Origin of the sequence: Bacillus sp. JJ675, from assembly GCF_036963165.1 — a bacterium.
In the GTDB taxonomy this organism is placed as follows: Bacteria; Bacillota; Bacilli; order Bacillales; family Bacillaceae; genus Bacillus; species Bacillus glycinifermentans.
In genome coordinates, this window is record NZ_JBALMR010000075.1 from 1 (window position 1) to 13,811 (window position 13,811).

General features: G+C 47.8%; 16 protein-coding genes. All 16 read right to left on the reverse strand.

Annotated features, from left to right (window positions below):
* Positions 1-84: 84 nt before the first annotated feature.
* A complete protein-coding gene (trmFO, locus tag V7126_RS18510; RefSeq protein WP_046128971.1) occupies positions 85-1,389 on the reverse strand; it encodes an FADH(2)-oxidizing methylenetetrahydrofolate--tRNA-(uracil(54)-C(5))-methyltransferase TrmFO in 1,305 nt (434 codons plus the stop codon).
* A 76-nt stretch (positions 1,390-1,465) separates the two neighbouring features.
* Complete coding sequence (topA, locus tag V7126_RS18515; protein WP_335498185.1) at positions 1,466-3,541, reverse strand: type I DNA topoisomerase; 2,076 nt, start codon at positions 3,539-3,541, stop codon at positions 1,466-1,468.
* A gap of 205 nt (positions 3,542-3,746) precedes the next feature.
* Positions 3,747-4,649, reverse strand: coding sequence for a DNA-processing protein DprA (dprA, locus tag V7126_RS18520; RefSeq protein WP_335498187.1), 903 nt, complete (start codon positions 4,647-4,649; stop codon positions 3,747-3,749).
* A 93-nt stretch (positions 4,650-4,742) separates the two neighbouring features.
* Positions 4,743-5,645 carry a succinate--CoA ligase subunit alpha gene (gene sucD / locus V7126_RS18525; protein ID WP_335498188.1) on the reverse strand — a complete coding sequence of 301 codons (903 nt, stop codon included), beginning with the start codon at positions 5,643-5,645 and terminating at the stop codon, positions 4,743-4,745.
* Positions 5,646-5,664: 19 nt separating this feature from the next.
* The gene (sucC, locus tag V7126_RS18530; RefSeq protein WP_046128975.1) at positions 5,665-6,825 is read right to left on the reverse strand and encodes an ADP-forming succinate--CoA ligase subunit beta; all 1,161 of its coding nucleotides are present in this window, start codon (positions 6,823-6,825) and stop codon (positions 5,665-5,667) included.
* Between the two features lie 176 nt (positions 6,826-7,001).
* Complete coding sequence (locus tag V7126_RS18535) at positions 7,002-7,280, reverse strand: FlhB-like flagellar biosynthesis protein (RefSeq protein ID WP_046128976.1); 279 nt, start codon at positions 7,278-7,280, stop codon at positions 7,002-7,004.
* Entirely contained in the window at positions 7,277-8,956 is a 1,680-nt protein-coding gene (locus V7126_RS18540) for a hypothetical protein (RefSeq protein ID WP_052948479.1), read from the reverse strand. The genes V7126_RS18535 and V7126_RS18540 overlap by 4 nt, the downstream gene beginning before the upstream one ends.
* 24 nt (positions 8,957-8,980) lie before the next feature.
* Positions 8,981-9,748: a ribonuclease HII gene (locus V7126_RS18545; RefSeq protein ID WP_046128978.1), complete on the reverse strand. Its 768-nt coding sequence runs from the start codon at positions 9,746-9,748 to the stop codon at positions 8,981-8,983.
* A gap of 73 nt (positions 9,749-9,821) precedes the next feature.
* Positions 9,822-10,673: a ribosome biogenesis GTPase YlqF gene (gene ylqF / locus V7126_RS18550; RefSeq protein ID WP_335498191.1), complete on the reverse strand. Its 852-nt coding sequence runs from the start codon at positions 10,671-10,673 to the stop codon at positions 9,822-9,824.
* A gap of 114 nt (positions 10,674-10,787) precedes the next feature.
* On the reverse strand, positions 10,788-11,135 hold the full coding sequence (gene rplS, locus V7126_RS18555; protein ID WP_046128980.1) for a 50S ribosomal protein L19: 348 nt from the start codon (positions 11,133-11,135) through the stop codon (positions 10,788-10,790).
* Between the two features lie 137 nt (positions 11,136-11,272).
* Positions 11,273-11,992 carry a tRNA (guanosine(37)-N1)-methyltransferase TrmD gene (gene trmD / locus V7126_RS18560; protein WP_335498193.1) on the reverse strand — a complete coding sequence of 240 codons (720 nt, stop codon included), beginning with the start codon at positions 11,990-11,992 and terminating at the stop codon, positions 11,273-11,275.
* Entirely contained in the window at positions 11,989-12,510 is a 522-nt protein-coding gene (rimM, locus tag V7126_RS18565; protein ID WP_046128982.1) for a ribosome maturation factor RimM, read from the reverse strand. The genes trmD and rimM overlap by 4 nt, the downstream gene beginning before the upstream one ends.
* Before the next feature lie 4 nt (positions 12,511-12,514).
* Positions 12,515-12,901 carry a YlqD family protein gene (locus tag V7126_RS18570; RefSeq protein ID WP_046128983.1) on the reverse strand — a complete coding sequence of 129 codons (387 nt, stop codon included), beginning with the start codon at positions 12,899-12,901 and terminating at the stop codon, positions 12,515-12,517.
* 137 nt (positions 12,902-13,038) lie between these two features.
* Positions 13,039-13,284: a KH domain-containing protein gene (locus V7126_RS18575; protein ID WP_046128984.1), complete on the reverse strand. Its 246-nt coding sequence runs from the start codon at positions 13,282-13,284 to the stop codon at positions 13,039-13,041.
* Positions 13,284-13,556, reverse strand: coding sequence for a 30S ribosomal protein S16 (rpsP, locus tag V7126_RS18580; RefSeq protein WP_006638197.1), 273 nt, complete (start codon positions 13,554-13,556; stop codon positions 13,284-13,286). The genes V7126_RS18575 and rpsP overlap by 1 nt, the downstream gene beginning before the upstream one ends.
* A gap of 186 nt (positions 13,557-13,742) precedes the next feature.
* Positions 13,743-13,811: hypothetical protein (locus tag V7126_RS24140; protein WP_438823810.1), on the reverse strand; the 69-nt coding region annotated here is incomplete at its 5' end.

Genomic DNA, 13,811 nt, shown 5'->3' on the forward strand with positions numbered 1-13,811 from the left:
ATTCTTAACATTTGCCATGACTCCACCTCGCCGAAAAGGGCTTTTAAATGGTATCACATAACAAGTTGATCATGCAATGAATAACTATAGTGTTTTCGCAATATTTCGAATCGTTTCCAAGGCGCGCAAAGCGTACTGTTCATTTCGTTCCTGTTTATTTTTAATTTTAACCCCCAGATCCTTAAAAAGCCCGAAATTCGCATTCATCGGCTGAAAATTCTTCTTGTTCGTTTCCGTAATGTAGTGGGCCATGCTGCCGATTGCCGTCTCACCTGAAAACGTGACAGGCTCTTTGCCCATGACAAGGTGCGCCGCATTGATACCGGCGACAAGCCCCGATGCCGCTGACTCGACATAGCCTTCAACCCCGGTCATTTGTCCGGCAAAGAACAGATCGTCCCGCTTTTTAAACTGATACGTCGGTTTTAAAAGGCTCGGCGAGTTGATGAACGTATTTCTGTGCATGACGCCGTACCGGACGATTTCAGCCTGTTCCAGCCCCGGAATCAGACGGAGAACCTCTTTTTGATCGCCCCATTTCAAGTGCGTTTGAAAGCCGACGATGTTATAGAGCGTGCCTGCGGCATCGTCCTGTCTGAGCTGAACGACAGCGTACGGACGTTTTCCCGTTTTCGGATCTTCCAGGCCAACCGGCTTCATCGGTCCGAAAAGCATCGTTTTTTTGCCCCGCTTGGCCATCACTTCAATCGGCATGCAGCCCTCGAAAAAGATCTCTTTTTCAAACTCTTTCAACGGAACGGTTTCCGCGGACACGAGCGCATCATAGAACCGGTCGAATTCCTCTTCTGTCATCGGACAGTTCAGGTAGGCGGCTTCGCCTTTATCATAGCGCGATTTTAAATATACTTTATCCATATCAAGGCTGTCCTTTTCGACAATCGGCGCTGCGGCGTCATAAAAATACAGGTAGTCTTCGCCGGTGAGCTCCCGGAGCTGCTCTGACAGCGCCTCGGAAGTCAGCGGGCCTGTCGCGATGATCGTCGGTCCTTCCGGAATCGACGTCACCTCTTCATTAATAACGGTCACATTCGGATGATTCTTCACTTTATCCGTTACGTTTGCGGCAAATTCGTGTCTGTCCACGGCAAGCGCTCCGCCGGCCGGTACTGAGCATTCATCGGCGGCGGCGATAATCGCCGAATCAAGAATCCGCATTTCTTCCTTTAATACGCCGACGGCATTCGTTAAAGAATTGGCGCGAAGCGAATTGCTGCAGACAAGTTCTGCAAATTTGTCAGTGTGATGCGCCGGCGTCTGCTTGACGGGCCTCATTTCGTACAGGCGGACGCTGATCCCCCGTTTTGCAAGCTGCCATGCCGCTTCGCTTCCGGCAAGTCCGGCCCCGATGACGTTAACTGTTTGATTCATGTTTTACATCTCCTAATTTATGAATTGAATTGTTCTTTTAACACAACAAAGAAGGTGAGCAAAGCCCTGCTCACCGCTACTTTTGTTGTTCTTCCTTATAATCGCAGCCCACGCATTGCACCTGAACGCCTTTTTTGAGCTTTTTCTCGACGAGCATGTCCCCGCATTTCGGACATTTGCGCTCAAGGGGTTTATCCCATGATACAAATTCGCATTCAGGGTAACGGTCGCAGCCGTAAAAGATGCGGCGTTTTTTCGATTTGCGTTCGACGATGTTGCCGATTTTGCAGGACGGGCATTTGACTCCGATCTCTTTGACGATCGGCTTGGTATTGCGGCAGTCTGGAAAATTGGAGCAAGCCATGAATTTTCCGTAACGGCCCATTTTGTATACCATCGGATGGCCGCATTCTTCACAGTCGACGCCTGCATACTCGGGTTCGATTTCGACTTCCTGCATCTCTGCTTCCGCTTTTTTCACGCGCTTTTCAAAGTCCTTATAAAATGAATCGATGATCTGCACCCACTCGATGTTTCCGTCTTCGACGTCATCAAGCTCTTTTTCCATTTTCGCCGTGAACTCAACGTTAATGATTTCAGGGAAAAACTCCATAATGAGATCAAGGACGATACCGCCGAGTTCTGTCGGCACAAAGCGTTTGTTATCAAGCGCGACATATCCCCGCTTTTGAATGGTGTCAAGCGTAGGAGCGTATGTGGACGGACGCCCGATGCCCAGCTCTTCAAGCGTTTTGACAAGCCTTGCTTCCGTATAGCGGGGAGGCGGCTGGGTGAAGTGCTGTTCGGGTTCGATGTCCTTGGAAAGAACCGTATCCCCTTCTGCCAGGTCAGGGAGCATCTTGTTCTTTTCCTCCAACTGGTCGTCTTTTCCTTCAACATACACTTTCATAAAACCGGAAAATTTGACTTTACTTCCGTTCGCCCGGAATGTCAATCCGTTATTTTCAAGGTCGACGCTCATCGTATCCAAAGTGGCCGGCGCCATTTGGCTCGCGACGAAGCGTTCCCAAATCAGCTTGTATAGTCTAAGCTGGTCTCTGCCCAGCACGGTTTTCAGCTCTGAAGGCTTCCTTAGCACTGAAGTCGGCCTGATCGCTTCGTGAGCATCCTGGGCGTTTTCATTCTTTTTGGCGGGCTTTCGTTTGCTGCCCAAAAATTCTTTTCCGTAGTTTTCGCCGATAAAAGCGGCGGCTTCTTCCTGGGCCGTGTTTGAGATGCGGGTTGAATCCGTTCTCATATACGTAATGAGCCCGACCGTTCCTTCTTTTCCAAGATCGATTCCCTCATATAACTGCTGGGCGATCATCATCGTTTTCTTCGCCCGGAAATTTAATTTGCGCGCGGCTTCCTGCTGCAATGTTGACGTTGTAAACGGCAGAGCCGGATTTCGTTTGCGCTCTTTTTTCGTTACCTTTTTGACATCAAATTTGTTTCCTTTGATCTGTGAAAGGATCTGTTTGACATCGTCTTCGCTTTTTAATGGATGCTTCTCGCCGCGGATGCCGAAGAAGCTGGCTTCAAAGGCTTCTTTTCCTTTCAGGAACGTGCCTTCAATCGTCCAGTATTCCTCGGGTTTGAACTCGTTGATTTCTTTTTCGCGGTCAATGATCAGGCGGAGCGCAACAGATTGCACGCGTCCCGCGCTTAACCCTTTTTTGACTTTTTTCCATAAAATCGGACTGATTTTATAACCGACGAGGCGGTCAAGCACCCTTCGCGCCTGCTGGGCATCTACGAGATCCATGTTGATCATGCGCGGATGCTTAAACGAATCTTTGATCGCGTCTTTTGTAATTTCGTTAAATACGACGCGGCAGTCTGAATTTAAATCTAAATCCAGACTGTGGGCAAGGTGCCATGCGATGGCTTCCCCTTCCCTGTCGGGGTCGGCTGCGAGATATACTTTTTTCGCTTTTTTCGCCGCCGTTTTTAAATCCTTCAGAACCGGTCCTTTCCCGCGGATCGTAATGTATTTTGGTTCAAAGTTCCGCTCGATGTCAACTCCCATTTGGCTTTTCGGCAGATCTCTGACATGCCCCATCGATGCTTTTACTTTGTATTTTTTTCCTAAGTATCGTTCAATCGTTTTCGCCTTTGCAGGCGATTCCACGATGACTAAGTATTCGGACATCACATTATCCCCCTCAAGAGGTGTTCTCTCTCTTATCAATTTAGCCTTTTTATTGTATTCATCATAATCGCCGTTTATATAGTGATGATGTTGATTAAAAACGTCTGATTTATTTCCTTTTATATGATGAACGCTGATTAAAGCGTTTAAACTTGAAATCCTCACTATTATTAAATATTCATATACGGTTTGTCAAACGATAATTCTAAACGGATTCCGTATAACGGGCCTGAAATGCCGGAAGCTCACCGAGAATATCGTCTACGCTTGAGACGAGTTTTGCTCCTTCCTGGATCAGCCCGGCCGGTCCTTTTGAATTTTCGTCAAATATTGAACCAGGCACCGCAAATACTTCCCTGCCTTGTTCGAGCGCCTGGTAGGCGGTGATGAGCGAGCCGCTTTTTTCCTTGCCCTGAATGACGACGATTCCTTCTGTTAAGCCGCTGATCAGCCGATTTCGCTGCGGAAAGTGCCATTTTTGGGGTTTTGTATCGGGTAGGTGCTCTGACACCAGAAGATGGCTTTCGACCATCTGTTGGGCAAGCAGACGGTTTTCACGAGGATATATGCAGTTGAATCCGCCGGCGATGATGCCGATCGTTCTTCCTTTTGAACGGATTGTCTCCCGATGGGCGTGACCGTCGATCCCTTTGGCAAGCCCGCTGACGATTGTCCATTCCTTTTTGCTGAGCGCTCTGGCAAAGTAGGAAGCCGCATTTTCGCCGTACTGTGAAGGATTTCGGGTTCCCACAATGCCGATGAGCCTTTTTTCATAAAGAAGGGTTTTGTTTCCTTTGAGAAAAAGAACGGGAGGCGGGTCGTGGATCGTTTTCAGCAGGGGTGGATATTCAGGGGACGAAATCGCAATTACGCTTATTCCGTTTTCGCGGTAGCTTGCGATGATCTGCTTAACATTCGGAAGCTCTTTTTCGGCCAGCTTTCGGATGGCGCCGACGTTTATGCTTTTCGATGACAGCTTTTTTAGAGAGTGGTTCTTATCTTCCGCAAGCGATAAGGACGGGTCTTCCTTCCACCATTTAAACAAGAGGGAAGGGGAAAGGTTGCTGTACAGGCGAAGCAATATTAAAAGCCCGCACTTGTCATTCATTCGAAAACCTCCATTATAAAGTATCGTACGAAATCTCCATGATAAAAAAGCAGGAATAGACCGTTCGGACTATTCCCGCTAAGGGACGATAAATCAGTGTGTCTTGCAGGTTTCGTAAAGTCCTTTTTCCTTCAGGACCTTAATCAGCGTTTCACCCATGACTGAAGGTGTTTCCGCGACTTCGATTCCGCAAGCATTCATCGTTTTAATCTTTTCGTCAGCCGTGCCTTTTCCTCCAGAAATGATGGCGCCGGCATGGCCCATCCGCTTTCCGGGAGGCGCCGTTTTTCCGCCGATAAAGCCGACGACAGGTTTAGTCATGTTTGCTTTGACCCATTCTGCCGCTTCTTCTTCGGCTGTTCCGCCGATTTCCCCGATCATGATCACCGCATGTGTCTCAGGATCTTCATTAAATGCTTTCAGCACATCGATGAAGTTCGTGCCGTTCACAGGGTCTCCGCCGATTCCGACTGCCGTCGACTGGCCGATTCCGGCTTCTGACAGCTGATGAACCGCTTCATATGTAAGCGTTCCAGACCGCGACACGACTCCGACATGGCCTTTTTTATGAATGTATCCCGGCATGATGCCGATTTTGCATTCCTCAGGCGTGATGGCTCCCGGACAGTTCGGCCCGATCAGCCTTGTTTTCTTGCCTTCCATAAATCGTTTCACTTTTACCATGTCAAGCACCGGAATATGCTCGGTGATGCAGATGACGAGCTCAAGCTCAGCGTCAACCGCTTCCATAATCGCGTCTGCGGCAAATGGCGCCGGGACATAAATGACAGATGCGGTCGCTCCCGTTTCGTTTACCGCGTCTTCCACCGTATTGAACACAGGCACCCCTTCAACCTCTGTTCTGCCTTTGCCCGGCGTCACACCGCCGACGATTTTTGTTCCGTATTCGAGCATCTGCTTTGTATGAAACAAAGCGGTTGAACCTGTTATCCCTTGAACAATGACTTTTGTGTCTTTATTAATAAATACACTCATTTTGGTCCCCCTGCCTTTCTTACTTCACTAAGGATACGATTTTCTGCGCGCCGTCAGCCATCGATTCCGCAGACGTGATATTGAGTCCTGACTCATCGAGGATCTTCTTGCCGAGATCCACGTTTGTTCCTTCCAATCGAACGACAAGCGGCAATGTCAAACCGACTTGTTTTGTCGCTTCTACAACGCCTTCTGCAATGACGTCGCACTTCATGATGCCGCCGAAAATGTTGACGAAGATCCCTTTTACATTTTGGTCAGACAAGATGATCTTGAAAGCTTCCGTTACCTTTTCGGCTGTTGCGCCGCCTCCTACGTCAAGAAAGTTGGCCGGTTCCCCTCCATAGTGTTTGATGATGTCCATGGTCGACATCGCAAGCCCCGCTCCGTTGACCATGCACCCGATGTTGCCGTCCAGTGAAATATAGCTTAAATCGTATTTTGATGCTTCAATTTCCTTCGGATCTTCTTCATCAAGATCCCTGTATTCCAATATGTCTTTTTGCCTGTATAAAGCATTGCTGTCGAAATTGAGCTTTGCGTCAAGCGCCATGACCTTCCCGTCTCCAGTGACGACGAGCGGGTTGATTTCGGCGATGGAGCAGTCCTTTTCAACAAAAGCAGTGTACAGGCCCATCATGAATTTCACGGCCTGGTTGACGAGCTCTTTGGGAATGTTGATCGCAAAAGCGATTTTCTTCGCTTGATAGCTTTGCAGTCCGACAGCCGGATCAATGACTTCTTTGACGATTTTTTCCGGCGTTTTTTCGGCGACTTCCTCGATCTCCGTTCCGCCTTCTTCAGAAGCCATCAGGACGATGCGCGATGTCGCCCTGTCAAGAACAAGCCCGACGTAATATTCCTTTTTAATATCGCAGCCTTCTTCGATAAGTAAGCGTTTTATTTCGCGGCCGTCAGGACCCGTCTGATGAGTGACGAGCGTTTTCCCCAGCAGTTCTTCCGCATAGGCTTTCACTTCGTCTGTTGATTTTGCAATTTTTACCCCTCCTGCTTTGCCGCGGCCTCCTGCATGAATTTGAGCTTTCACGACATAAACTGGGCCCGACAGTGATTCTGCCGCTTTGACCGCTTCATCTGCTGTAAATGCCACTTTACCTTCCGGAACAGTCACCCCGTATTTTCTGAGGACCTCTTTCCCTTGGTACTCATGGATATTCATTTCCCATCCTCCTAACTTATGTAGCAAAAATAAAAATAGACTGCGCTTTCATTTTATATAATCATAGATCGATTGTCTAGGTTTCAATGAGAAATCGTAAAATCCTTCTAAACATTCAAACTTTTATTTTATTGAAAATATAAAAATTAATAAAGGGAATGCCTTTTTCGCAAAGGTCATTCCCTCATTTTCACTTTTTCATCCAACGTATAGATGAACGAAAAGATCTCGGCAACGATTTCATACAGCGCTTCCGGGATATGATCGTCAAGCTCCAGGTGGCGCATCAATTCGACAAGCGTCGGGTCCTCCTGAATCGGAACGCCCGCTTTTTTCGCTTCTTCAATGATCTTTTCGGCTGTCAGACCCGATCCCTTGGCAACGACTTTCGGCGCCTTGTCTTTCATTTCATCATAGTGAAGAGCGACAGCCCTTCTTAACAAAGATTCCTTCATATTTTCACATCCAGGGCGCTTTCTGTGACCCGTTCAAACTGACGCTCTAAAATCGGCGCGATTTCAATGTTTTCGCGCTGTTTCGCCGTGACGCTTGACAGGCTGTAGCCCAGCTCTTTCACGTTTTCTTTCAGGACGGGGATCAAAGGCTCAATGAGCGGCTCCAAATCAAAGCCGGTCTCGATCGTAACCGTCATGACGTTTTGCTGGATAAAGCAATCGACAACCGTCTCCTTCAATCCCTCCAACTGAAGATAAAACATGAGGCGGCATTGGGACGGATCGATTTTTCCGTCTTCCTTCTTTTTTCCCTTTAAGAAAACCGTCAAATCCTGTACCCCGTTCTTTGAAAACAAAGGATACGAAAGAAACAGCTGGCTTTGCGCGGTATTGTCCTGCTGCAGAAACAGCTGGCCGTTTAAACGGTGAAAGATCTGCTCCGCTTCCTGCCTGACAGGAGCCGGAAGGTCCTGGGAATGCCTCACCTCGTTCAAAAGCAGCTTTAATGAGTGAAGCCCCCCATCTTTCAAGGTTCTTCCGCTGTCGAGCGCTTTAATGAATGACAGCTCGTCTTTGACGCCAAAAAGGTCTTTCGCTTTAAAAAGGAAGGCGAGCGCATCCGCTTTATTCGTCAATGAGGGCGCTGTTTCCCTGATGACATTCCGCAATACGTCCATCTCGTTTTCCGACAATGCGCCCAGATCGGCGTGAAGCGCCACAGGCTGTTTAGCTTCGGTCGCTTTCAACCAGTTTACTGCCTCTTTAACGGGAGTTGTACCGTTATGGTCAGCCTGTGCGGCCAATTTTGCGAGCAGGCGTTCCGCGGCCGCTAATTCAAGGCTCTCTGGCCTCTGTTTTACCGTTATTCTTTCCTGTACCGCCTGAAATTGCCGAGGAATTCCCCGTTCGGGTGCATCCGCCTGCAGAAGGGGCTGAGCGGTTTGCTTCGTGTCCTTGCCGGCCGATACAGTGAGCTCTTTCAGTACTTGAATGAGCTTTTCGGCATGAACCTCTGTTTCCGACTGCAAAATCGGCAGCAGCGCTTGCTTGAGCTTTTCCATACTTGCCGTTTGCTGCGGCTCCCTATTGATCATCTCAAAAGTTTCTGCAATCTGTTTGTGGAGGGGAGCCGGATCTTTTACGGCCAGAATCGAATCCAGCACGCCGGGATGAACCGGCAGCTCGCGCTTCAATGCAAACATGACGGCATCCGTTCCTTTCTGGGCATCTGATTTCGGCAGATTTTCAAGCCATTTAACGGCCGCTTTTAAGTCGTTTTCCTTGATGGGCTGTTGTTCTTTCAGCATCGCTCCGACCAGAAATAAGGCTTCATTCGTACGTTTCAATGAGAGCCCGTTTAACAGCTTAACAGCGGCATCCTGCATCGTTTTCGGATTTTGGTCAAACGTCTCGACGACTTGAAGCCGGCCTGCCGGCTCATCCGGTTTCTTCTCATAAGAAAACCAATAGTATGTATTTGCGGCAAGCGGCGTTTCCAGTTTTCCCTGCAGCACCGAATTGCCGATCTGAATTTCAGCCAATTGTCCGCTGATGAAGCGGAGAACCTTTCCGAGCATCAGCCTTTTCTGATCTGTCTCCGTCCCCATGATCTGCTTTATAGAATCCGACTTTTCAAATTGTTTTATCAGGCTGTTATGTATGTCGTTCAGCATCACCGGCATCCTGCTCCCTTTTATGATTTATAAATAGGCTTGAACAGGGGCGAACGATCTTCGGTGAATCGGTGACGGTCCGTATTTGGCAAGGGCTTCAAGGTGTTCCTTCGTCCCGTAGCCTTTATGTTTTTCAAAACCGTACATCGGATAGCTTGCGGCGTATTCGTCCATCAGCCTGTCTCTCGTTACTTTGGCGATGCATGCGCCGGCGGCGATCGACGCGCTTTTGGCGTCTCCTTTTATAATCGAGGACTGCTTCGTGTCCAAAGGAAGCGACATCGCGTCCAGCAAAAGGTAGTCTGGAGCCGCGGACAGCGCTTGAACGGCTTTGACCATCGCAAGCTTCGACGCTTCGTAAATATTCACGTCATCGATCACGGCTGAATCGCAAATTCCGACGCCGACAGCAACCGCTTCTTCCATAATGTAAGAATAGTAATCTTCCCTTTTTTGCTTTGACAGCTTTTTAGAATCCGTCAAACCGAGTATTTCACAGTCCTCTTTTAAGATGACGGCGGCGGCCACGACAGGGCCTGCCAAAGGGCCTCTTCCGGCTTCATCTATTCCAGCGATATAACGGCAGCCCTCCGCTCTTAAACGCTGCTCCATAGACGTCATCACCCGCCACTCTTCCCGCATGGCCGAGAGCTTTTCGTTTTTCTTCAGCCATGCGCTGACAAGGGCTTGAACGCTTTTTCGCTCATCTTTTTTACACTGCTCGATAAAAGGGTCGTGCTCTTCTTTCACCGATTGAAGATGTTCTTTGATTTCTTTTACGGTTAGTGATTTCACTTCTCTTCTCCCCTATTTTTCTTATCGGCGCTTCTCCCGCAAAAATAAAGACCCGCCTTTTTAAAAGCGCGCCTTAATCGTCTATAGGCTTCTCAAAAGAGAGCGGGCCGAATTTTTCGGTGCGGATATCCCGGATGATCACTTCTGTCGTTTTGTCATAATTAATCTCTCCGCCTGCCATCAGACAGCCGCGCTTTTTGCCGATCTCATCAAACAAACGTGCGATCTCTTCCGGAATGTCCGCTAAATCGTAGCGCTTTTTTAAGCGGTCGGGATAATGCTCTTCCAAAAAGCGCAAAGCGAAAAACGCGACATCCTGCAAATTGATGATCGAATCTTTAATGGCCCCAGTTGCCGCCAGCTTTAATCCGACGAGCTCATCCTCAAACTTCGGCCATAAAATGCCCGGCGTATCGAGAAGTTCAAGCTCTTTTCCGACTTTCACCCATTGCTGTGCGGTCGTAACCCCCGGTCTGTCGCCGGTTTTCGCAATGTTCTTTTTGGCGAGCCGGTTGATCAAGGTCGACTTGCCGACGTTCGGAATGCCGACGATCAATGCCCGAATCGCCCTCGGCTTTACGCCTTTTGCTTTCATTTTATCAAATTTTTCTTTGAGCAGCTCTTTTGAAGCCGGCAGGATTTGATTTAACCCCTGGCCGTTAACGGAGTTAATCGCAAGCGAGGGAATCCCGTCTGCTTCAAAGTGCTTTTTCCATTGGTTCGTCACCGCGGAATCGGCTTTATCCGCTTTATTGAGCAGCATGATTCGCGGTTTATTCTTGAGGATCTCTTCGATCATCGGGTTTCGCGAAGACATCGGAATTCTGGCGTCTACCAGCTCATATACGATGTCGATTAGTTTCAGCTTTTCCGTTACTTCCCGCCTCGCTTTGGCCATATGCCCGGGAAACCATTGAATTACCATATGACGGACACCTTCCTTCTGTTACTGCTATCTTTTAAAAGGCAGAATGATTTTATACTTCTTTTACAAAAAAAGAGCTTGTTATGGTTAACAAGCTCTTTTCGTTCGCTATCATTATCGTCTGATTTCTTTAATACGAGCCGCTTTTCCACGAAGTTCGCGCAAGTAATAAAGTTTCGCACGGCGTACTTTACCATGGCGGACAACTTCGATTTTCGCGATTTTCGGTGTGTGCAATGGGAATGTACGCTCAACTCCGACACCGTAAGAAACCTTACGAACTGTGAAAGTTTCGCTGATTCCGCCACCACGACGCTTAATCACAACACCTTCGAATACCTGAATACGCTCGCGGTTACCCTCGACGACTTTCACGTGTACGCGAAGAGTGTCACCAGGACGGAACGCAGGCAAGTCAGTGCGCAATTGTTCTTTTGTGATTTCTTCAATCAATTTTTGCATCGTCTTCAACTCCTTCCAACAGATGCTCATGAGCGAATAACCTCACACAGCGGAACATCGTTTTCAAACTCAAACGAAACCCCCGTTTGAGTCACAAGTAGTATCATATCATACCTTTTCCCGCCATGCAATAGAATCTATCGGTTTTCCCACTCTGAAATCCATTTTCTTTCTTCGTCTGACAAAGGATAGTCTTCGAGAAGATCGGGCCGTCTTAGAAACGTCCGTTTGAGAGACTCTTTCCGCCTCCACTCTTTAATCTTCGCATGGTTTCCTGATGTGAGAACCTCCGGCACCTTCATGCCTTTATAATCCGCCGGCCGCGTGTAGTGAGGGTGCTCGAGCAGCCCGGTGCTGAAAGAGTCTTCAAGGTGCGACTCTTCCTTGCCGAGCACGCCCGGCAGAAGTCTCACAACGCTGTCGGCGATCATCATGGCAGGAAGCTCGCCGCCCGTCAGGACGAAGTCCCCGATCGAAATCTCGTCAGTGGCGAGATGCTCTCTGATCCGTTCATCATATCCTTCATAATGGCCGCAAATGAACAGGAGATGCTCCTCTTTTGCCAGCTCTTCCGCCTTCTTCTGTGTATAGCGCTCGCCTTGGGGGCAGACGAGGATGATTCTTGGAGATCTGCCTGCTTCTTCTGTCNNNNCAAAGACGGGCTGCGGTTTTAACACCATTCCCGCCCCACCGCCGTACGGATAATCATCAACGGTTTGATGCTTATTGTCGGAATAAGCGCGAAAGTTCACTACGTGAAAGTCGACGGCATTTTTTTCCTGGGCTTTTTGCAGAATGGAAGAGCCCAGCACGCCTTCAAACATCTCCGGAAAAAGCGTTAAAAAATCAATTCTCATTCGTCAAGTAATCCTTCCATGATATGAATCTTGATCGTTTTGTCTTTGACGTTGATGTCTTTGACAACGGCATCGATATAAGGGATGAGCGCGTCTTTTTTCCCCTGGCGCCCGACAACCCAGACATCGTTAGCACCGGGAGTCAAAATTTCTTTTACTTTGCCGATCAGATCTCCTTCTTCCGAGAAAACGTCACAGCCGATGATTTCGTGAAAATAATATTCGTCTTCTGCCAATGGGCTTAATTGGTCTTCGGGAACTTTAATCAAGGCGTTTTTTAACGTTTCGGCTTCAGTCAAAGTGGAGATCTCTTCGAACTGCAAGAGATGAAACTGTTTGTGAAGCCTGTGAGAGCCGACGGTCACCTGAACAGGCTCTTTTCCCTCCATGAACAAATAGAGCGTATTTCCCGGCTTGTACCGTTCTTCGGGAAAGTCGGTTTTCGAAATTACGCGGACTTCACCTTTTACCCCATGAGTATTGACAATTTTCCCTACATTAAACCATTGTTTCTGCATTTCTTCACCTCGGACGAATTTCAATGACAATTCCGTCTTTAATCACGATTGTTTTACCCTCTGTCATATCATGCCAATTGTCACCGACTTCGATCTCCATTAAAGCATCAATCTCTTTTTCTTTCACTTCGCTGCCCAGCGGGAGCGTGTGGATCTGATTGATTTGAAAATCGATGATTTTGATTTTATCCTGGCGTTTTTCGATTTCTTTTTTGAACGATTCGGTTGCCGCCGGATTGTGGTGTTCTTTTTCGTGCTTTCTCAGCTGAAAATAAAGCTGGTTGCATTCGCGCTCAAGGGTTTCTTTTCTTTCTTCAAAAGAAGCCAGCAGCTTTTTTTTGCTGTTTTCGGTTAAAACCTGCATAACGGTAACACGTTGGATAATTTGCATGGCATCATCACCTACTGTCCCCGTGATTTTTCTTCCCTGTTATCCGGCGGCGTGGCATGGCCGACTGACGCGGAATTTGTCATCTGTTTTGATGTTTCCCACATGATAAAAAAGGGGGAGGTTTTCACCCTCTCCCCTTAGTCTGCGATCTCTAGTTGAACTTTCTTAGAAGACTGTGCGCCGGCCGCAAATACGACAGAACGTATCGCTCTTGCAGTCCGCCCTTTTTTGCCGATGATTTTGCCGGTATCCTCTTTGTTGACGGAAAGGCGAAAGACGATCCGCCGTTCGCTTTCCTCTTTGGATACCTGTATGTCATCCGGGTGATCCACAAGCGGTTTGACCAAAGATACAATCAGTTCTTCCAAGTGCAGATCACTCATTACTTGCTTTGTTTAGCGTTGTGGAATTTTTCCATAATGCCTTCTTTTGAGAAAAGGTTGCGAACCGTGTCAGACGGTTTAGCTCCCGTTTGAAGCCATTTCAGCGCAAGCTCTTCATCGATTTTCACTTCCGCAGGTTTTGCCACCGGGTTGTAAGTTCCGACTGTTTCGATGAAACGGCCGTCACGCGGCGAACGAGAATCTGCTACAACGATACGATAGAAAGGAGATTTTTTAGCTCCCATGCGTTTTAAACGAATTTTTACTGCCATTTTACTAGCACCTCCGAAAATATTTCAACAAGATAGTATATTAACAATGATAAAAGTGTTTGTAAAGTGTTTTTTCTTAACAACGGTTTTATCATCTGAAAACAAGATTACATGAAGGGCAACTTAAATCCTTTTTTCTTCCCTTTTGTCATGTTTGTCATCTGCTTCATCATTTTTTTCATTTCATCAAATTGCTTTAGCAGACGGTTGACTTCCTGGACGGATGTCCCGCTCCCTTTGGCAATCCGTTTGCGT

What these genes read in the sequence shown, in the direction of transcription:
- trmFO (WP_046128971.1), bottom strand. Translation starts at nt 1,389, where the DNA reads ATGAATCAAACAGTTAACGTCATCGGGGCCGGACTTGCCGGAAGCGAA.
- topA (WP_335498185.1), bottom strand. Translation starts at nt 3,541, where the DNA reads ATGTCCGAATACTTAGTCATCGTGGAATCGCCTGCAAAGGCGAAAACG.
- dprA (WP_335498187.1), bottom strand. Translation starts at nt 4,649, where the DNA reads ATGAATGACAAGTGCGGGCTTTTAATATTGCTTCGCCTGTACAGCAAC.
- sucD (WP_335498188.1), bottom strand. Translation starts at nt 5,645, where the DNA reads ATGAGTGTATTTATTAATAAAGACACAAAAGTCATTGTTCAAGGGATA.
- sucC (WP_046128975.1), bottom strand. Translation starts at nt 6,825, where the DNA reads ATGAATATCCATGAGTACCAAGGGAAAGAGGTCCTCAGAAAATACGGG.
- V7126_RS18535 (WP_046128976.1), bottom strand. Translation starts at nt 7,280, where the DNA reads ATGAAGGAATCTTTGTTAAGAAGGGCTGTCGCTCTTCACTATGATGAA.
- ylqF (WP_335498191.1), bottom strand. Translation starts at nt 10,673, where the DNA reads ATGGTAATTCAATGGTTTCCCGGGCATATGGCCAAAGCGAGGCGGGAA.
- rplS (WP_046128980.1), bottom strand. Translation starts at nt 11,135, where the DNA reads ATGCAAAAATTGATTGAAGAAATCACAAAAGAACAATTGCGCACTGAC.
- rimM (WP_046128982.1), bottom strand. Translation starts at nt 12,510, where the DNA reads ATGCAGAAACAATGGTTTAATGTAGGGAAAATTGTCAATACTCATGGG.
- V7126_RS18570 (WP_046128983.1), bottom strand. Translation starts at nt 12,901, where the DNA reads ATGCAAATTATCCAACGTGTTACCGTTATGCAGGTTTTAACCGAAAAC.
- V7126_RS18575 (WP_046128984.1), bottom strand. Translation starts at nt 13,284, where the DNA reads ATGAGTGATCTGCACTTGGAAGAACTGATTGTATCTTTGGTCAAACCG.
- rpsP (WP_006638197.1), bottom strand. Translation starts at nt 13,556, where the DNA reads ATGGCAGTAAAAATTCGTTTAAAACGCATGGGAGCTAAAAAATCTCCT.